Here is an 18719-nt window from a genome sequence, read left to right as displayed (position 1 = left end):
AATCACCATGCTGGAGAAAGAGCCGGGGACGGAAGTCGGGTTGAAGAGCTGGCTCGAAGGCGTCGGCCTCGGCCACTACACCGATCTGTTCGCGCAACATCGCCTCGACCTCGACGTCATGACCGACCTGACCGAGGCTGACCTTGCCGAGCTTGGACTGCCACTCGGCGATCGCAAGCGGCTGCAACGGGCAATGGCCGCGCTGGTGCAGGCCGAGACGGCGCAGATGCCGGCCGCAGCCCCACGTCCCCAGACCCGTGCGGAGGTCGGCGCCGAGCGGCGTCAGCTCACCACCATGTTCTGCGACATGGTGGATTCCACCGCGCTGTCCGCCCAGTTCGACCCCGAAGACGTGCGCGACATGATCGCGAGCTTCCGCGAGACCTGCGTGCGCGTGGTCAAGCATTACGAAGGTTTCGCCGCGCGCTTCGTCGGTGACGGCATCCTGGTCTATTTCGGCTACCCAACCGCACATGAGGACGACGCCGAGCGCTCGGTGCGCGCTGGCCTCGAGATCGTACGGGTATTGTCGACAGCTCGTGCGATCGAGCCGCGCGGCGCGCTCAGTCACGCGCCCGCCGTTCGCATCGGAATCGCGACCGGCCTCGTCGTGGTCGGCGATCTCGTGGGTCAGGGCACCGAAGAGCGCGATTCGGCGGTCGGCGAGACGGTGAATCTTGCCGCGCGCCTGCAGGCGCTGGCGCCGCCCAACGGAGTCGTGATCTCGAGCTCGACGCAATCCTTGCTCAAGGGCAAGTTCGATTATCGCAATCTCGGCACTCATTCATTGAAGGGCATCTCGGAAAAGACCCAGGCCTGGCACGTCGTGCGCGCCACGCGGGTGGAGACCCGCTTTGCGGCCGCCATGGGCAAGCGGCTGACCCCGCTGGTCAATCGCGAGGAGGAAATCGCGCTGCTGATGGGGCGCTGGCAGCAGGTCAAGGAGGGCGACGGCCAGGTCGTCGTCAAGTTCGGCGAGCCCGGCATCGGCAAGTCGCGTATCATCCAGGAGATTTTTGAGCGGATCGCAGGCGACCGGCATGGACAGGTCTCGTTCCAGTGCTCGCCCTATTACACGTCAACCGCTTTCTATCCGTTCGTCGAACAGCTGAAATTTTCCCTTGGCCTCGATCGCGAGGACGTCTCCGCACTGTCTCTGACGGGTCTGGAGAATGCGATCACCACTGCGCATGGTGACATCGAGCAAGTCGCGCCGCTGTTTGCCGCGCTCCTGTCGATCCCGACCGGGGAGCGCTATCCACCGCTGAACCTGTCGCCGCAGCAGCAGAAGGACGCGACTGTCGCTGCGCTGGTCAACCACTTCCTGGGGCTCGCGCGCGAGATGCCGCTGGTGATGGCCTTCGAGGATCTGCACTGGATCGATCCGACCTCGCGCGAGGTGGTGGACCTGCTGGTCGACCGGGTGCAGAACCGGCCGATCCTGACCATCATCACCGCGCGCTCGGAATTCCAGCCGAGCTGGAACGCGCATTCGCATGTCACGACGCTGGTGCTGAACCGGTTGAGCCGGCCGCTGCGCACGACGCTGGTCGAGCGCGTTGCAGGCCGCGAGCTTCCCAAGGAGGTCGTCGAGGAGATCATCGTCAAGACCGACGGCGTGCCCTTGTTTCTGGAGGAGCTGACCAAGACGGTTCTCGAATCCAACCTCCTGACCGAACGCCACGGGCGCTACGTGCTGTCGGGCCCATGGCGGCAGCTCGCGATCCCGGCGACGTTGACGGACTCGCTGATGGCGCGTCTGGACCGGATGGGGCCGTTCAAGCGCATCGCACAGATCGGCGCCACCATCGGTCGCGAATTTTCCTACGAGACCCTGCACGCAGTCGCCAACACGCCGGCGGAGCAGATCGAGGCGGCGCTCGCTCATCTGGAGGAGGCCGGGCTGATCGTGCGCCGCGGCCATCCGCCCGATGCGCTCTACTCCTTCAAGCACGTGATGATCCAGAACGCAGCCCATGCGAGCCTGTTGCACAGCGAGCGGCGCAAGCTGCATGCCAGCATCGCGCATGTTCTCGCCGAAATGTATCCGGAGAAGACCGAGCGCGAGCCGGAGCTGCTCGCTCATCATCTGACCGAGTCCGGCCAGAGCGAAGGCGCCGCGAGCTTCTGGCTCAAGGCCGGCAAGCAGGCGGCCAAGAGCGGCGCCAATCTCGAGGCGATCGGCCATCTCCGCCGCGGCCTCAGCGTCGTGCAGGCCAATCCACGGATGCAGGGCGCCGACGAGATGGAGCTCGAGCTGCGGATCGCGCTCGGCAACGCGCTGATCGCCGCCAAGGGCTACGCCGTGCAGGAGGTCGAGGAGAACTATATCCGCGCGCTCGAGCTCGGCCAGCAGCTCGAAGACGACGAAAAGGCTTTTGCCGCGACCCGCGGGCTCTGGGTCTGCCATTTCATCCGCGCCGATCTGACCCGCGCGCACGACCTCAGCGTCGAGCTGTGGAAATTCGCCAACCGTGAGCGGCTCAACGAGGCGGAACCGGCGCAGCAAACCGGCTATCTGATCGAGGCGCACCGCTCGATCGCGATGACCATGCTCTACCGGGGCCGCTTCGCCGCCGCGCAGCATCACCTGAATCGGTGCATCGATCTCTATAGTCCCGATCTGCACTCCGACCTGATGGAGCGTCACGGCACGGATCCTGGCGTCGTTTCGCTGTCCTATCTCGGCTATCTGCTCTGGTTCCTTGGCCGGCCCGACGCGGCGCGCCAGCACAGCGAGCAGGCGATCCTGCTTGCGGAGAAGATCCGCCATCCCTTCTCGCTCGCCTTCGCGTTGGTGTTCGGCGCCTATCTGTGCCAGCATCTGCGCGATATCGAGGGCACGCGCGACCACGCCAACCGCGCCATGATCATCGCCACCGAGCACAATTTCCTGCACTGGAAGCAGCAGGCCGCGATCCTGCGCGGCTGGGCGCTGACCCACCTCGGCGAAGCCGACGAGGGTATCAGCCAGATGCGCTGCGGCCTCGACGAATATGAGGCGATGGATTCTTGGCTCGCCGGCTGCTGGTTCCGCTGTCTGCTCGCGGAAGCCTATGCCAAGGTCGGCATGCGCGATGCTGCGTTGCGCGCGCTGGACGGTGCGCTTGCGACCGCAAGACGGACCGGTGATCACTCCTACCTCGCCGAGGTCTATCGCCTGCAAGGCGAGATCACCATGTCGGACGGCAATCCGCTCTCGGTGCAGGAGGCTGAAGATCTGTTCTGTCTGTCGCTGGAGACGGCGCGCAAGCAGGGCGCGCTGTCCTGGGAGCTCAGAACTGCCGTGAGCCTCGCGCGGCTGTCGCACGAGTCCGGCAAGCGCGAACATGCCGGCCTTCTGCTGCTGCCGATCGTCGGCAAGTTCAACGAGGGATTCCTGACGCCGGACCTGAAGCTCGCGATGCAGCTCGTGCACGAGCTCGGTGGTGACATGCCGGCTCGCCCGCAGGCAGATCCGGTGAAATGAGCGACCTCTCCGCGGCGCGTGCACGCTATGTCGCGCTGATCGCAAGGCGGGAGCGGCTTGCCTCGCCACGCTTGCTGAATGCTCTTGCGACGGTGCCGCGCGAGGATTTTCTGGCGAAAGGGCCGTGGCGCATCAAGAGCGAGGCAGCGCGCAGCTACCGCCTGACCTCCGACGCGGATCCCATCCATCTCTACGACAACGTGCTGGTCGCGATCGACGCGCGCCGCAAGCTCGACACGGGTTTGCCGAGCCTATGGGCGCACTTCATCGAAGTGCTGGGGATCGGCGAGAAGGACCGCGTGGTCCAGATCGGTTGCGGGCTCGGCTATTTCTCGGCGATCCTCTCGAAGATCGTGGGGCCGAAGGGGAAGGTGCAGGCCATCGAATGCGACGCGCGGCTCGCAGCGCGCGCCGCGGCCTACCTTCGCACCTACCCCAATGTAGAGGTCATCAACGGCGATGGCTGCCGCGACATCGGCGAGCCGGCCGACATCATCATCGTGCATGCCGGCTTCTCGCATCCGCATCCGCTCTGGCTTGCCTCGCTCCGTCCGCGCGGCCGCCTGCTGGTGCCGCTGACGCAGCGGGACCGTGAAGGCACCGCGCTCAAGATCACGCGCAAGGGCAGGGGGTTCGAGGCCGAAGCGGTGCAGCAGATCCGGATTTTCCCCGGCCAGGGCCGCGGGGTGACCGCGCTCGACGATCGCGTCGCCGATTGGTGGCAGCGCGCCTCCGCGCTGGCGCCGCTGCGCTTTCGCGACATCGCGCAGGGACTGCCGTCGGATGGTTGATCACGCGTCCTTCGTGAACTTGCTGATGACGTCCATGAACGGTTTCGGCTTGAACTCGCCATCGAGTGGCAGCGGTCGGCTCGGCTGCTTGTCCGGACGCTTGAACATCGCGTTGATCCAGCAGTAGCGGTCGGAGATGCCCCAGGTCAGGATCGAGCGGACCGGTCCGCTGGTCGAGATCGCGGTCAGGAGATCGTCGACGCGCTTGGCGACGATGGCGTCGCGCTCTGCAGGACTACCCGTCAGCTTCTGGTCGTCGACGTCGAGCTCGGTAACGAAGACCTCGAGGCCCCACGAGCGAACTTCGGTGACGAATTCGGCCAGCCCATGGGTGTCGATCTCGAGCTCGGCATGCAGATGCGATTGCAGCCCGACCGCGTGCAGCGGGACGCCCTGATCCAGCAGATCCATGATGAGGTTGCGATAGGCGGCGCGCTTGGCAATGAACGAGTCCTTCGCTGATTCGATGTCGTATTCGTTGATCGCGAGCTTGACGTAGGGATCAGCTGCCGCGGCCGTGCGGAACGCCAGCGGAATCCAGCGATCGCCCAGATGCCGGGTCCAGAACGTGTCACGCCGGTCCTTGACGCTCTTGGGATTGTCAGGGATGGGCTCGTTGACGACGTCCCACGAGGTCAGCTTGTCCTTGTAATAGGACACGACGGTGTTGATGTGGTCGACGTAGGTGCGCTCGACGCCCTTCGAATCCTTGATCTGCTTGGTCCAGTCAGGAATGTCGGCATACCAGGCCAGCGTATGGCCGCGCATGGTCATGTCGTTCTTCTGGGCGAAATCATAGATCGCGTCGGCGCGCTCGAAAGCGAAGGTGTGCGCGTCCGGCCGCAGCATCGGCCATTTCAGCTCCTGTACCGGCACCACCTGCGTGCAATAGGTGCTGATGGCTTCGCCTAGGCGCGAATCGGCTTGCAAATCCAACAACGTCGCGGCCGCGCCAAAGCCTGGACGGCGCTGCGCAAGTTTCGGTGCCGGCAGGGCCGATGCCGATGTGCCGGCCGCGAGCGTGGCGGCGCTGCCGAGGAGAAATTCGCGTCTGTCGAGCTTCATGGCGTGGCTGCAGTCCTTCCGGAACCAACGCGCCATCGTACCAAGCGGTGCCTTGCGACGCCGTGGTTTCCCGTTGTTGGGTTAACTTTCACGGATGGCCGTCTCAGCGCGGCTGGCGTTGCATCACCGCTTCAGCGATGCGGTAATAGTGCATCGCGCCCTTTTCGAGCGTGAGATTGTCCATCACGTAATCGCGAGGTGCGAAGTCGCCCGCGCTCACATGCGACCAGAACTCGCTCCAGCCGGAGCCGAAGCCGACCGCGTCGACGAACGTGCGGCCACAGCGTGGGTCGAAATAGGGCACCGAGGACACGCCGCCTTCGTACCTCACGCGGTCCGGGAAGTACTCCGGATCCTGCCATGGGCCGCCGCGATCCCAGGCGAACACGGGCACGCCGCTGGACAACGCCTGCTGGCAGGCGATGCCCTGGCTCTCATGTTCGCAGAGGAAGACCATGCTGCGGCAGCGCGCCAGCGCGGCCCTGTAGTCGTCTTCCTTGTATTGGCCGTAGCGGATCACCTCGACCGAGCGGCCGCCGGCTTCGAGATGCCGGCGGATCGGGTCGATCAGCTCACTCTCATAGCGCTCGTGTTCCCAGCGCACCTTGTCATAGAGCAGCACGTCAACACTCTTTTGTGCGGCTGGCGTTGGCGTCCACAGATCGGTTTCGATGCCGACCGGCCACACCTGGACGTCAGGCCAGTATGGCCGGCACATCTCCGCATACCAGTTGCAGGGCACCAGGATGGTTTGGGTAAGCGGGGCCTCGTGATGGGCGGGTACGTCCACGGGATGGTTGTACATGACGACGCCGAGCAGGAGCGGGTTCTTCCATGCGAACCGATCGAGCACGAACGGGCGTCCCAGAATGCAGGCGAGTTCCTCCGGATGCTTGCGGATGTAGCCGTAGTCGTTGAGGCGATAAGGAATCCCGACCCGGTCGAGCCCGGCGCAGAGATTGAGGAACACGCGCCGTTGACCGCTGATCCAGGATTCGCCGAGCAGCATGCGCCGCAGCAGCGGCCGGACGTGGCGGTCGCCTGGAAACCAGCGGTCGTCCCGCTCCTCAAAGAACAGATTGAGCGTCATCCGCCCGCCCCCGTCCGCAGGGGACGCCGGGACCAGCGACGCGTCCGTCCCGCCATGGGGCAGGGAGGCCGGGTTTGGCGGTAAACGTTCGACAACGTCCATCTTAGTCACGTCCACGCATTAACCAAAGGTCGGGCAACGACCTGAAATCATGGTTTCTTTTCGGTGATCGCTGCGGCCCGTTCAAGGACAGGGCAAATTTAACGCTAACGCGCGAAAGCGGCGGGGCCGCCCCATTCGGTGGCCGATCTGCAGAGTTAAATGACTATCTTGCGAGATGCTGCGGCGCAGTCGAACCACCACGCCACCTCCACCTGATTAACGGCCGATTTCAACGCCGCCAGTCCCGTGCACGCATGCTGAATCGCCATTTCTCCATCTATCTCGTCGCCCATATCCTGCCTGCGGCGGTGGGCTTCTTCGCGGTCACCGCCTACACGCGGCTGCTGACCCCGGCGGAGTACGGCGTCTATGTCGTCGGCATGAGCATCGCCGGCATTCTGGGCGCGATCTTCTTCGTCTGGATCAAGCTGTCGGTGTCGCGCTATCAGGCGATGTCGCAAGAGGTGGATTTTCGCGGCACCGCCATGGTCGCCTTCGCGCTCACGGTGGTCGCCATGTGCGCCGCGACCCCACTGGTGTTCCTGTTCCGCAGCGATGTCAGTGTCGAGCTGGTGCTCGCCAGCATGTTCGTCGCGATCATGTCGAATGCGGTCGATGTCGGCCAGGAGTTCGAGCGCGCCAAGCTGCGGCCCTATCGCTTCGCGGCGATCTCGATCGTGCGCAGCGTGTCGAGCGTGGGTTTCGGCCTGCTCGGAATCTGGGTTGGGTGGGGCGGCATGGGCCTGCTCGCGGCGTTCGGCCTCGGCTCGCTCACCGGCATCGTTCTCAATCTCGTCGGCGATCGCACCAGGATCGCGGGCTTTTCGCGCAGCCAGTTCATGCAGCTCGCACGCTACGGTCTGCCGCTGACGCTGGCAGGGCTCTCGGTTGCGGTCTACTCGGCCAGCGACCGGCTCATCGTCGCCTGGCTGCTCGGCAAGGATGCCGCCGGCATTTTCGGCGTTGCCGCCGACCTGCCGCGCCAGTTCATGGTCATGATCGCCGGCAGCGTTGCCGCGGCCACCGTGCCGCTGGTGTTCCGCTCTCTGTCGGAGAACGACAGTGGCGCGACGCGGGAGCGGCTGACCGAGAGTCTCGAATTGCTGCTCGTCGTCGTTGCGCCCGTCGCGATCTGGCTTGCGCTCGCGGCAGACCAGGTCGCGGGCACGCTCGTCGGCGTCGATTTTCGCGCCGGCGTGTCCGCGCTGCTGCCGATGCTGGTGCTGGCCCGCTTCTTCGGTATCGCCAACCAATTCTACGTCCAGCTCAGCTTCCAGCTCGCCGAGCGGCCCTTCATGCTGGCGGCGCAGTCGTTCCTCACGCTGGTCGTGAGCGCAGCGCTGATGGTCGCGCTCGTCGCAGGCTACGGCATCCATGGTGCGGCGCTGGCGACGCTCGCAACCGAAGTGATCGGCTTTGCCGTCGCCGTCGGGCTGATGCACCGCGCCCATCCCGTGCCGTTCGACGTCGCCAGGCTCGCCGGCGTTGGGGCGTCGGCCGCGGCCATGGCGGGGGCGATCTTCGTCGCGCGCTCGCAGGTCGGTGGCACCGGCATCGCGGCGCTGATCGCCGTGAGCCTTGCCGGCGGTCTTGCTTACGCCACTGCTGCGTGGCTGCTGAACGTCGCGAATGTGCGGACGCTGTCGCTGCGATTCCTGCGGACGTTCAATCGCAAGGCGCTGGGTGCATAGGCACGCCGTGGAGGGCGCGCTTCCGGGTTTCGCAGATGCCGGGCACGAAGGTGGCTTCGCGCGCACCAACTGAGATGCTAGCCTGCGTGTGGTCTCGCAGGATCTGCATCATGACTGATAGCTTCACCATCCGTTCGATCGAGGCGTTCTGCTATCGCTATCCGCTGGCGACGCCGGTGGTGACGTCGTTCGGCAAGATGCTCAACCGTCCCGCCGTCTTCGTTCGCGTCGTTGACGAAGACGGGGTCGAGGGATGGGGCGAGGCCTGGTCCAACTTCCCCGCACCGGGCGCGGAACATCGCGCCCGGCTGGTCAATGAAGTGCTTGCGCCGGGCCTCATTGGCCGCGAGTTCAGCGACCCCGCTCGAGCTTTCGAGGCTCTCACCGGAGGTACCGAGGTCCTCGCACTTCAATGCGGGGAGCCCGGCCCGTTTGCGCAAGGAATATCGGGAATCGATCTCGCTTTGTGGGATCTCTCGGCGCGCCGTCAGCGCTTGCCGCTGTGGCGGCTGCTCGGAGGCCGGTCAAGCAGGATCAAGGTCTATGCCAGTGGCATCAATCCCGGCGGCGCCGCGCGGACGGCCGAGGCCGCGCTCGAGCGGGGCCATCGCGCGCTGAAGCTGAAGGTCGGTTTCGGTGCCGAGACCGACCTTGCCAATCTCTCCGCGCTGCGCGCCGTCGTCGGAGTGGGCATGCTCGCCACCGACGCAAACCAGGGCTGGTCGGTCGATCAGGCGCTGCAGATGCTGCCGCGGCTTGCCCCGTTCGATCTGCGCTGGCTGGAGGAGCCGATCCGCGCCGACCGCCCGCGCGAGGAGTGGCGCAAGCTGCGTATGAAGGCGACGATGCCGATTGCGGCGGGCGAGAACATCTCCAGCGCGGAGGGATTCCGCGAAGTCCTGGCTGAAGACGTGCTCGACGTGGTTCAGCCCGATATCGCGAAATGGGGCGGCCTCAGCGCCTGCGCCGGCCTCGCACGCGGCATTCTGCAATCGGGCAAGACCTTCTGCCCGCACTATCTCGGCGGCGGCATCGGTCTGCTGGCCTCAGCGCATCTGCTCGCCGGCATCGGCGGTGACGGCTGGCTCGAGGTCGATGCCAACGACAATCCGCTGCGCGATCTGTTCTGCGGCGCCGTCACCGATGTGACAGACGGTATGATCGCCCTCGGCGAGGAACCGGGACTTGGTTTCACGCCCGAGCTTTCGCGGATCGCGGACTATCGCACCTTGTAGCGCGCGCCGTCTGCCGCTCGCGTTCTATTCCTTGTCGCGGAATGCGGAAGGACGAGACGGATAGCCGCATCACATTTCATGGCGGGTGGCCGCAGCCATGTTCCGTTGCGCTTGAAAAGCACAGTTCGTTCTGCTCATTAGAGCCATGAAATTGCGCTGAAGCATGCGCAAAAAAGCCCAACGACTAAAGTCGATAGCCAGCGAGGAAACGAAAAGATGCGCAAGCTTACTTTGGCCATTGCCGTGATCGCCCCGATGCTCGGTCATGCAGCGTCGGCTGAGGACACGATCAAGATCGGCTATATCGATCCGCTCTCCGGCGGAGGCGCCAGCGTCGGCGAGGGTGGTCTCAAGACGTTCCAGTATCTGGCCGACGAGCTGAACGCCAAGGGCGGTATCCTCGGCCACAAGGTCGAGATCCTGCCGCTGGACAACAAGACCAATCCGCAGGAAAGCCTGGTGCAGGCGCAGAAGGCGATCGACGCCGGCGCCCACTACGTCACGCAGGGCAACGGCTCTTCCGTCGCCGCCGCACTGGAAGACTTCGTCACCAAGCACAACACGCGCAATCCCGGCAAGGAAGTCCTGTATTTCAACTACGCCGCCGTCGATCCGAGCCTGACCAACGAGAAGTGCAGCTTCTGGCATTTCCGTTGGGACGCCAGCTCCGACATCAAGATGGAAGCGCTCACGAACTACATGAAGGACGTTCCGTCGATCAAGAAAGTGTACCTGATCAACCAGGACTATTCGTTCGGCCAGTCGGTACGCTCGGACGCGCGCAAGATGCTGGCCGCAAAGCGGCCCGACATCCAGATCGTCGGCGACGAGTTGCATCCGCTGCTCAAGGTCACGGACTTCTCGCCCTATATCGCCAAGATCAAGGCATCAGGCGCCGACAGCGTCGTCACCGGCAATTGGGGCCAGGACTTCGCGCTGCTGCTCAAGGCTGCGGCCGACGCCGGCCTGAAGGTCAATTGGTATACGTATTACGCCGGCGGCGCCGGCGGTCCCACGGCGATCAAGCAGACCGGTCTCGATCACCAGGTCTTCCAGATCAGCGAAGGCATCCCCAACTCGGGCAACCAGGCCGCGATGGAGTTCGAGAAAGCCTTCCGCGCCAAGGTCAATTTGTCGCTCTGGTATCCGCGTGCGGTCAACGAGATGCGCATGTTCAAGGCGGCGGCCGAGAAGGCCAACTCGATCGACCCCGTGAAGGTCGCGGCGGCGCTCGAGGATATGAAGTTCGAGGTCCTCGATGGCGGCCAGGGCATCATGCGCAAGGACGATCACCAGTTCTTCCAGCCGATCTACATTTCCTCCTTCGGCAAGCCCGCCGCAAATGAGCCGTTCGACGAGGAAAATACCGGTTGGGGCTGGCATATCGTCTCCCGCATTGATACGCCGCAGGCCATGGTCTCCACGACCTGCAAGATGACGCGACCCTAATCTCGACGCACGTCATCTTCCCGCGAGCCCTTACGGCCTTGCGGGAAGACGGCGGCCGGAATGCCTTGATCGGTTGGACGATATTCACCGGGGCCCGGCGGCACCGGATAGCCATGAGTGCGCTGTGCTTGAACTCATTGTCATTTCGACCCTGAACGGCGTGCTGTTCGGCATGCTGTTGTTTCTGCTGTCGAGCGGGCTGACCGTGATCTTCAGCATGATGGGCGTGCTCAACTTCGCTCATGCCAGCTTCTACATGCTCGGCGCCTTCTTCGGCTTCCAGCTCACGAAATGGATCGGCTTCTGGCCGGCGCTGGTGCTGGCGCCGCTGCTGGTCGGCGCCATCGGCATGGCGGTGGAGCGCTATGGCCTGCGCAACACCCACAAGCACGGCCATGTCGCCGAGCTCTTGCTGACGTTTGGTCTGGCGTTCGCGATCGAGGAGATCGTCTCGATGATCTGGGGCAAGAGCCCGCTCGACTATCGCGTGCCGGCGCTGCTCGATTTCCCGGCCTTCACGATCTTCTCGACCAACTATCCCGCCTACAAGATCTTCATGCTGGCGGTGTCGGTCATCATCTTCGTGGCGCTGCTGATCGTGCTCAAGCGCACCCGCGTCGGCCTCATCGTGCAGGCGGCGCTGACGCATCCGCACATGGTCGGGCATCTCGGCCACAATGTCGGACGCGTCTTCATGGCGGTGTTCGGGGTCGGTAGCGCGCTGGCCGGCCTTGCCGGCGTCATTGCAGGTCCTGCTTTGGTGACGCAGTCCGACATGGCCGCCTCGCTCGGGCCCATCCTGTTCGTGGTCATCGTGTTCGGCGGGCTCGGCTCGTTGCCTGGGGCCTTCATCGCCTCGCTCGTCATCGGACTGGTCCAGACCTTCGCAGTGGCGCTCGATGGCTCGCTGGCGAGTGCCTTCGGCCCTCTCGATCCGTCCTCGGGTCCCTCCGTTCTCACCGATATCTGGAACGTCACGATCGCGCAGGTCGCACCCATCGTTCCCTATGTCCTGCTGGTGCTCATTCTGATCGTACGCCCCATGGGCCTGATGGGGACGCGTGAAACATGACCACTGCCGCGACCTCGACCTCCAAAATGGCGGCAGAGCCCGCTGCCGGCCTGCGCTTCTACGGCGTCTGGCTGCTCGGCATCCTCGCGCTGATCGTGCTGCCGATGATTTTCCCGTCGGGCGGCTCGCTGACCTCGTTCAGCCTGATCGGCATCGCGATCGTGTTCGCGCTGTCCTACAACATCCTGCTTGGCCAGACCGGCCTGCTCTCGTTCGGCCACGCCGTGCACTATGGGCTCGGCGGTTTCGCCGCGTGCCACATGATGAATGCGGTGGTGTCGCATGGCTGGCCGATCCCGCTGCCGTTCATCCCGTTGTTCGGCGGGCTCGGCGGCCTCGCCTTTGCCGTCATCATCGGCTGGGTCATGACCAAGCGCGCCGGCACGGTGTTTGCGATGATCTCGCTCGGCATCGGTGAACTCGTGGCGTCCTCCTCGCTGATCCTGCGCTCGGTGTTCGGCGGCGAGTCCGGCATCACCACGGACCGCACCGCGCTGCCGAAGATGCTGGGCTGGTCGTTCGGACCGCAGCTTCAGGTCTATTACCTGATCGCGTTCTGGCTCGTGCTGTCGGCGATCGCGATGTACGCGCTGACGCGGACGCCGCTCGGGCGGATCTGCAACGCAGTCCGCGACAATCCGGAGCGCGTCCAGTTCATCGGCTACGATCCGCACGTCGTGCGCTACATCGCCTTCTGCTTTGCCGGGTTCTTCGCCGGCATCGCCGGTGGTCTGGCCGCGATCAACTTCGAGATCGCGAACTCCGCCTATCTCGGCGCGATCCAGTCCGGCCTCGTGCTGTTCTCGACCTTCATCGGCGGTACCGCATTCTTCTTCGGCCCGATCCTGGGCGCCATCCTCGTCACCTATCTGCAACTGGGGCTGACCAATCTCACCACGGCCTGGCAGCTCTATTTCGGCATCATCTTCATCGGCATCGTGATGTACTCGCCGGGCGGCATTGCCGGCCTGGTGATGATGCATCGGCCGCTGATCCGCGCCGGAACGCTGTGGACGGTGATCCCGTCCTATCTCGTCGCTGTGGTCCCGACGGTTGCCCTGGCTTGCGGCGTGATCCTCGCAATCGAGAGCGTCGCGCGTTTCTCCGGCGGCGATCCCATCAACCTGTTCGGCGTCCCCTTTATTGCGACATCGCCGGTGACCTGGCTCGCCGCGGCAATTCTCGTCGGCGGCGGTTTCGTCGTCGCGCGGCTGGCCTGGCGGCGGATCGCGGAGGCATGGGACAAGGCTGCGACGGTGGCGCGTGACCGGGGGTATCTGGCATGAGCGGAGCGATCTCTGCAGCCATCGAAGTCCGTGCCGTCGAAAAGCGCTTCGGCAATGTCGGCATCATCCGCGATCTCAATCTCAGCGTCGCCAAGGGTGAGCGCCATGCCATCATCGGCCCGAACGGCGCAGGCAAGTCGACGACCTTCAACCTGATCAGCGGCCACATCCCGCCGACCTCGGGCGAGGTGAGGCTGAACGGGGCTCTGATCTCCGGCCTTCGACCGTTCGAGATCAACCGCCGCGGCCTGTCGCGCTCGTTCCAGGTCACCAACGTGTTCGCGCGCATGACGGTGTGGGAGAACGTCCGTTGCGCCGTGCTGTGGGCGACGGGACAGCGCTACGCGTTCTGGAAGAACGTCGACAGCCTGAGCGAAGTGCGCGAGCGCACGGCCCGGATTCTCGACGATATTCATCTGACGCACCGGCGTGACGTTCCGGCGGGGCTGCTCACCTATGCCGAGCAGCGCGAGCTGGAGATCGGCATCACCATCGCGAGCGGCGCCACCGTCGTCATGCTGGACGAGCCGACCGCGGGCATGAGCCACGCCGAGACCGACCGTGCCGTAGCACTGATCCGCCGGCTGACCGAAGGCAAGACGCTCGTCATCGTCGAGCACGACATGAGCGTCGTGTTCGGTCTCGCCGACCGCATCTCGGTGCTGGTCTACGGCCACATCATCGCCTCGGGCACGCCGGAAGAGATCCGGCGCGATCCCAAGGTCAAGGAAGCCTATCTCGGCGAGGAAGCGCACTGATGCTCGAGGTCAGGGATCTCCACGCCTATTACGGCAAGAGCCACATCCTCCAGGGCGTCGACCTCGACGTCGGCGCCGGGGAGGTCGTGAGCCTGCTGGGTCGCAACGGCGTCGGCCGTTCCACCACGGTCAAGGCGATCATGGGTGAGGTCGCCCCGCAAGGCACGATCCGCTTCAAGGGCAAGGACATCGCGGGCCTGCCGAGCTACAAGATCGCGCGCCTCGGGCTCGGCTATGTGCCTGAACATCGCGACATCTTCCCGAGCCTGACGGTTCGCCAAAATCTCGTGCTCGGTGTCAAGGATACGCGCCGTCCCGGCAAATGGCGCCTCCAGGATATGCTCGACATGTTCCCGAATCTCGCCGCGCGCGCCGATACGGCGGCGGGCGTGCTGTCCGGCGGCGAGAAGCAGATGCTGACGACGTGCCGGACGCTGATGGGCGACCCCGACCTGATCATGATCGACGAGCCCACCGAGGGTCTCGCGCCGCTGATCGTGCAGCAGGTCGGCGATCTCATCGCGCGCATCGCGCAGGCCGGCGTCGCCATTCTCCTGGTCGAGCAGAAGCTGTCGATCGCCATGCGTATCTCCAAGCGCGTCTACATCATGGGCCACGGCCGCGTGGTATTCGAGGGCACGCCTGACGAGCTCAAGGCCAACGCCGCGGTGCGGCAGGAATGGCTCGAGGTTTGACCCGACCAGCACTCCGGCGCGCTGCCGACGCAATTCTCTGTGATTCCGGTCACACCTGTGCCCCCCTCTAAAAGCGGACATTCCGCCGCAGCCCGCCTCTGCCACCGCCGGCTCCGGACAGCTCGGTCGTGAACCGCCTTCCGCCCACGCGGACGCTCGTATAAGAGAGTTTCGTCGCGGAACGGACCGAATATCGCCAAATACGGAACGGATGGTGGCTGCGAATTCTTAATCCAGAGATCGCAATGTGACCGATGATGGACCAAGTGCGGACAGGCAACCGGGGAATGGCATGAAAGACCTGATGACGACGGCGCAGTCCAATCGGGTGATGCGGCGTTGGGGGGGCCCCGGAATTGTGATGTTCGCGGCGGCGGTCGCTCTGGCCGCCCCCAGCCAAATCCTCGCCGCCAAGCAGCCGCGCCAGGCCGCCGAGGCGGTGGCGCCGCGCGAAGCGGGCGAGCCGATCATGGCGATCGTGTCGCTCAAGAGCCAGCAGGTGACCTTCTACGATTCCGAGGGCTGGATCCTGCGTGCGCCGGTCTCGACCGGCACGACCGGACGCGAGACGCCCGCCGGCGTCTTTGCCGTCGTCGAGAAGGACAGGGATCACCACTCGACCATGTATGACGATGCCTGGATGCCGAACATGCAGCGCATTACCTGGAACGGCATCGCGTTGCACGGCGGGCCGCTGCCCGGCTACGCCGCCTCGCACGGCTGCGTGCGCATGCCTTTCGGTTTCGCCGAGAGCCTGTTCGACAAGACCAGCATCGGAATGCGCGTCATCATCTCGCCGAACGACGCCGCTCCGGTCGATTTCTCGCATCCCTCGCTGTTTGTGCCGAGCAAGGAGGCCATCGCTGCGGTTCCGGCGCGTGCCGACAAGCTCTCCGCCGAGGCGGAGGAGGCCATCAGCGCGGCCGATGAAGCCAAGAAGGCCGCCGCAGCGGCAGCGAAGGAGGCGCAATCGCTGCCCGCTTCGCTGCGCAAGCTCGAGCAGCAGAAGGCCCGCGCCGACGCCGAGAACGCCTATGCCGACAAGCTGGTCGCGAACGCCAGGACCGACCAGGCCAAGGCAAAGGCCGACGAGCTGAAGCAGAAGGCTGCGACCAAGGCTACGGATGCCGCAACCCAGCTCGAGGCCGCCAAGGCTGCCGCGCAGCCCAAGCGTGATGCCGTGGCCGCCACCAAGGAGGCCTTCAAGGCCGCCGCGGCCAAGAAGGCCGAGGCCGTGAAGGCCGCGACGGACGCAAAACTCGCGATGGAGCCGGTCTCGGTCTACATCAGCCGTGCAACGCAGAAGCTTTACGTGCGCCGCAACACGCACCAGCCGGCGCCGGATGGCGGTGGCGAGGTCTTCGACACCAGCATCGAGGCTCCCGTCACCATCCGCAATCCCGACCAGCCGCTCGGCACGCACATCTTCACGGCCATGGCGAAGAGCGACAAGGGCCTGCGCTGGAGCGTCGTCTCCATCGACGACGGCGATAGCGCCAAGGACGCGCTCGACCGCATCACCATCCCGCAGGAGGTGTGGGATCGTATCGGGCCGACCGCGTTGCCGCGCTCGTCGATCATCGTCTCGGACGAGCCGCTCAGCGGCGAGACAAACTACCGCACGGAGTTCGTCGCGGTGCTGAGCAACCATCCGCAAGGCGGCTTCATCACCCGCAAGCCGACTGCGCCGCCGGTGGAAATGGCGAGCGACGATGGCTGGGGCGGCGGCTACGGCGGAAACGGCTTCTTCTTCTTTGGGCAGCGCGATCCGCAACCCGTCAGTCCGCGCCGCCGTGCCGGCCAGTACCAGTACTTTCAGCCGCCACAGCCGATGCAGCGGAGCTTCTGGTAAGCGCCTGATGAGGTCCACGGCCTCGCTTCACGGCCGTGCCGTGATCACCAAGGCCTGAATCTTCGCCTCAACCGGCCCCGAGCCGTGGCGTTTTCGGATCGCCTCGGCAACGGCGTCGGTCGCGGCCTCGAGCTTGCTTGCATCCCTGGCCTCGATTTCGCCGCGCAGCGGCGTGCCCTGGCAATACGCGATCGCGACATAGTCAGCGCTCGGCCCGCGGCTCATCGCTGTCAGCGTCTCGATCGAGATAGCCTTGAAGCCCGCGCGTTCGAGATCGGCCTTGATGACGGCCTTGTCGTGATAGCCGTGCGGCGTCCGCGCCAGGAACAGCGGCGGATTGTCGGGAAAGATCTTGCCGAGCGCGACGGTCGCATCATCCGCGAACATATTGTCCTCGATGCGGTCCCAGACACTGAACAGGTAGGTACCACCAGGCTTCAACACCCGCTGCGCCTCGGCGTAACCTTTGCTGCGATCCGGAAAGAACATGGCGCCGAACTGGCAGCAGACGACGTCGAACGTGGAATCGTCGAAGGGCAGGGCCAGCGCATCGGCCTGACGCCAGGACATGCGGGGATCTTCCGCCTGACGCTGCTTTGCGACCGCGAGCATCGGCTCGTTGAGGTCAGTCGCGACATAGCGGATATCGGCAGGCAGCCGTGCCGCCACGGCGCGCGTCACCGCCCCGGTGCCTGCTGCGATCTCGAGCAGGTCCGTGGGCGACAGCGCGGCGATGCGTCTGGCAAGGTCGTCGGCATAGACGGAGAAGATCAGCGGAACCAGATATTCGTCGTAGAGTATTGGGACCGAGCCGGCGAAAACCTTGTCAGTCGCAGACATGCTTGCCTCGCCGAATTCTGGGACGGGATGGGGGACACGCTAGCACGGATCGCGCGGCCGGCAACGGCGTGGCTCGTCCTGTCGTTCGGCGAGCGAGGAAGCCTATGACGCCGCGCCACCGACTTCTCGGATCGGCCGCGTGCCGTCCCAGCTCAAAGCCGCCTGCCTTATCTTTTCGAAGAACGGTCCCTTGGTGCCGCTGATGTCGGAGATCTCGATGATCGTGCCCGGATGCGCCTGCGTGTCGAAATAGGCGAAGCGTCCCTTGTCACCGCCGATCTGGCCTTCGTGGCCGATCCTGTAGCCGAGCCCGATCGCCTTGTCGTAGAGCGCCTGGTAGTGGTGGCTCCAGTACGACATGTGCTGGAGGCCTTCATGGCCGGCGTCCAAAAACTCCTTGTAAAGCGAAGGCGCATCGTTGCGCTGCTGGATCAGCTCGATCTGGAGATCGCCGGAATTGGCGAGCGCAATGCTCATCTCGACGATAGAGTCCTGGCCGCGATGACGGAACCAGTCGGTCTTGACCCGGTCCATGTAATACCAGGGACCGACGCCCATCACGTCGATCCAGTGCGTCATCGCGGCGTGGATGTCCCGCACCACATATCCGTTCTGGCGCACCGCGCCGAAGATGCGGCTCATGCCCGCGCTCCCGGTGTCGACCCGCTCACTTGAGCTCGATCGTCGCGGCGGTTGACTAGCGAAACGATCGGTCGTTAGTCAACAGGCATGGCTGTCCACCCAAGGGAGAAAACCGTGGCAAGGCTGCCCCTGATTGATCCGGAGACGACGAGCGGCGACATCCGTGCCGCCTTCGACCGCATGCCGGTCAAGCTCAACATCTTTCGCATGATGGCCCATGCCGAGGCCAACATGATCCCGGCGATGCGTCTCGGCCATTCGATCCTGCACAAGCAGAAGCTCTCCGCCGTCAACCGCGAGCTTTTGATCTTGCAGGCCGCCCAGCTCGAAGGCGGCGCCTATGAGTGGCGCCAGCATGTGCCGATCGCGCTCGGCGTCGGCTGCACGCAGGCCCAGGTCGATGCGGTGGGACGCGGCGATTACAGTGCCGCAGCGCTGAACGAGGCGGAGCGAGCCTTGCTGACATTCGGCCGCGAGGTGATCGAGAACGTCCGCGTGCCCGACGCGATCTTCGCGGCTGCTCGCGCACATTTCAGCGATCAGGAGATCGTCGAATCCATCGTCACGCTCGGCTTCTACATGATGATGGCGCGCGTTACGGAGGCGACCGAAACCGATCTCGATCCCGCGGCCGGCATGAAGGTCTATGACAGCGGCAGGAAATAGCCGCTGAGATGACGGA

15 protein-coding genes are annotated in these 18719 nt (G+C 64.8%); 11 read left to right on the top strand and 4 right to left on the bottom strand.

Features of this window, described 5'->3' with window-relative positions; all coding sequences use genetic code 11:
* Nucleotides 1–7 precede the first annotated feature (7 nt).
* Nucleotides 8–3469, top strand: a complete 3462-nt coding sequence (locus ACVIIW_RS03215; RefSeq protein ID WP_456699416.1) for an ATP-binding protein — start codon at nucleotides 8–10, stop codon at nucleotides 3467–3469.
* Nucleotides 3466–4260: a protein-L-isoaspartate O-methyltransferase family protein gene (locus ACVIIW_RS03210; protein WP_456699415.1), complete on the top strand. Its 795-nt coding sequence runs from the start codon at nucleotides 3466–3468 to the stop codon at nucleotides 4258–4260. The genes ACVIIW_RS03215 and ACVIIW_RS03210 overlap by 4 nt, the downstream gene beginning before the upstream one ends.
* On the opposite strand, the gene ACVIIW_RS03205 is transcribed toward ACVIIW_RS03210, so the two are convergent.
* Both ACVIIW_RS03205 and ACVIIW_RS03200 read right to left on the bottom strand, forming a co-directional pair.
* Nucleotides 4261–5325, bottom strand: a complete 1065-nt coding sequence (locus tag ACVIIW_RS03205) for an endo-1,4-beta-xylanase (RefSeq protein ID WP_456699414.1) — start codon at nucleotides 5323–5325, stop codon at nucleotides 4261–4263.
* Between the two features lie 103 nt (nucleotides 5326–5428).
* On the bottom strand, nucleotides 5429–6517 hold the full coding sequence (locus ACVIIW_RS03200; protein WP_456699413.1) for a glycosyltransferase: 1089 nt from the start codon (nucleotides 6515–6517) through the stop codon (nucleotides 5429–5431).
* A 254-nt stretch (nucleotides 6518–6771) separates the two neighbouring features.
* Between ACVIIW_RS03200 and ACVIIW_RS03195 the strand changes: the two genes are divergently transcribed.
* The 8 genes from ACVIIW_RS03195 (at nucleotide 6772) to ACVIIW_RS03160 (ending at nucleotide 16555) form a co-directional block, all read left to right on the top strand.
* Entirely contained in the window at nucleotides 6772–8208 is a 1437-nt protein-coding gene (locus ACVIIW_RS03195) for a lipopolysaccharide biosynthesis protein (protein WP_456699412.1), read from the top strand.
* 110 nt (nucleotides 8209–8318) lie between these two features.
* A complete protein-coding gene (locus ACVIIW_RS03190; RefSeq protein ID WP_456699411.1) occupies nucleotides 8319–9443 on the top strand; it encodes a mandelate racemase/muconate lactonizing enzyme family protein in 1125 nt (374 codons plus the stop codon).
* 216 nt (nucleotides 9444–9659) lie between these two features.
* On the top strand, nucleotides 9660–10892 hold the full coding sequence (locus ACVIIW_RS03185) for a branched-chain amino acid ABC transporter substrate-binding protein (protein ID WP_456699410.1): 1233 nt from the start codon (nucleotides 9660–9662) through the stop codon (nucleotides 10890–10892).
* A 124-nt stretch (nucleotides 10893–11016) separates the two neighbouring features.
* Nucleotides 11017–11964, top strand: coding sequence for a branched-chain amino acid ABC transporter permease (locus ACVIIW_RS03180; RefSeq protein ID WP_456699409.1), 948 nt, complete (start codon nucleotides 11017–11019; stop codon nucleotides 11962–11964).
* Nucleotides 11961–13250, top strand: coding sequence for a branched-chain amino acid ABC transporter permease (locus ACVIIW_RS03175; RefSeq protein ID WP_456699408.1), 1290 nt, complete (start codon nucleotides 11961–11963; stop codon nucleotides 13248–13250). Before ACVIIW_RS03180 ends, ACVIIW_RS03175 begins: the two co-directional genes overlap by 4 nt.
* 8 nt (nucleotides 13251–13258) lie before the next feature.
* Nucleotides 13259–14008, top strand: coding sequence for an ABC transporter ATP-binding protein (locus tag ACVIIW_RS03170; RefSeq protein WP_456705074.1), 750 nt, complete (start codon nucleotides 13259–13261; stop codon nucleotides 14006–14008).
* Nucleotides 14008–14703, top strand: coding sequence for an ABC transporter ATP-binding protein (locus ACVIIW_RS03165; protein ID WP_456699407.1), 696 nt, complete (start codon nucleotides 14008–14010; stop codon nucleotides 14701–14703). The genes ACVIIW_RS03170 and ACVIIW_RS03165 overlap by 1 nt, the downstream gene beginning before the upstream one ends.
* Nucleotides 14704–14995: 292 nt before the next feature.
* Nucleotides 14996–16555 (top strand): L,D-transpeptidase family protein, encoded by a 1560-nt coding sequence (locus tag ACVIIW_RS03160; protein ID WP_456699406.1) that lies wholly within the window; start codon nucleotides 14996–14998, stop codon nucleotides 16553–16555.
* A 27-nt stretch (nucleotides 16556–16582) separates the two neighbouring features.
* Here ACVIIW_RS03160 and ACVIIW_RS03155 read toward each other — a convergent pair whose 3' ends face one another.
* On the bottom strand, nucleotides 16583–17395 hold the full coding sequence (locus ACVIIW_RS03155; protein WP_456699405.1) for a class I SAM-dependent methyltransferase: 813 nt from the start codon (nucleotides 17393–17395) through the stop codon (nucleotides 16583–16585).
* A gap of 102 nt (nucleotides 17396–17497) precedes the next feature.
* Nucleotides 17498–18037, bottom strand: coding sequence for a VOC family protein (locus ACVIIW_RS03150; RefSeq protein WP_456699404.1), 540 nt, complete (start codon nucleotides 18035–18037; stop codon nucleotides 17498–17500).
* A 114-nt stretch (nucleotides 18038–18151) separates the two neighbouring features.
* Here ACVIIW_RS03150 and ACVIIW_RS03145 point away from each other — a divergent pair, with 114 nt between their 5' ends.
* Complete coding sequence (locus tag ACVIIW_RS03145; protein ID WP_456699403.1) at nucleotides 18152–18703, top strand: carboxymuconolactone decarboxylase family protein; 552 nt, start codon at nucleotides 18152–18154, stop codon at nucleotides 18701–18703.
* Nucleotides 18704–18719 lie beyond the last annotated feature (16 nt).

The organism is Bradyrhizobium sp. USDA 4449, from assembly GCF_054056275.1.
The sequence above is the reverse complement of the archived record's forward strand: the minus strand, read 5'-3'. Positions and strand labels throughout refer to the sequence as shown.

Excerpts from the sequence above, each read along its gene's own strand:
- ACVIIW_RS03215 (WP_456699416.1), top strand. The coding sequence starts at position 8 with ATGCTGGAGAAAGAGCCGGGGACGGAAGTCGGGTTGAAGAGCTGGCTC.
- ACVIIW_RS03210 (WP_456699415.1), top strand. The coding sequence starts at position 3,466 with ATGAGCGACCTCTCCGCGGCGCGTGCACGCTATGTCGCGCTGATCGCA.
- ACVIIW_RS03205 (WP_456699414.1), bottom strand. The coding sequence starts at position 5,325 with ATGAAGCTCGACAGACGCGAATTTCTCCTCGGCAGCGCCGCCACGCTC.
- ACVIIW_RS03200 (WP_456699413.1), bottom strand. The coding sequence starts at position 6,517 with ATGGACGTTGTCGAACGTTTACCGCCAAACCCGGCCTCCCTGCCCCAT.
- ACVIIW_RS03195 (WP_456699412.1), top strand. The coding sequence starts at position 6,772 with ATGCTGAATCGCCATTTCTCCATCTATCTCGTCGCCCATATCCTGCCT.
- ACVIIW_RS03190 (WP_456699411.1), top strand. The coding sequence starts at position 8,319 with ATGACTGATAGCTTCACCATCCGTTCGATCGAGGCGTTCTGCTATCGC.
- ACVIIW_RS03185 (WP_456699410.1), top strand. The coding sequence starts at position 9,660 with ATGCGCAAGCTTACTTTGGCCATTGCCGTGATCGCCCCGATGCTCGGT.
- ACVIIW_RS03175 (WP_456699408.1), top strand. The coding sequence starts at position 11,961 with ATGACCACTGCCGCGACCTCGACCTCCAAAATGGCGGCAGAGCCCGCT.
- ACVIIW_RS03165 (WP_456699407.1), top strand. The coding sequence starts at position 14,008 with ATGCTCGAGGTCAGGGATCTCCACGCCTATTACGGCAAGAGCCACATC.
- ACVIIW_RS03160 (WP_456699406.1), top strand. The coding sequence starts at position 14,996 with ATGAAAGACCTGATGACGACGGCGCAGTCCAATCGGGTGATGCGGCGT.
- ACVIIW_RS03155 (WP_456699405.1), bottom strand. The coding sequence starts at position 17,395 with ATGTCTGCGACTGACAAGGTTTTCGCCGGCTCGGTCCCAATACTCTAC.
- ACVIIW_RS03150 (WP_456699404.1), bottom strand. The coding sequence starts at position 18,037 with ATGAGCCGCATCTTCGGCGCGGTGCGCCAGAACGGATATGTGGTGCGG.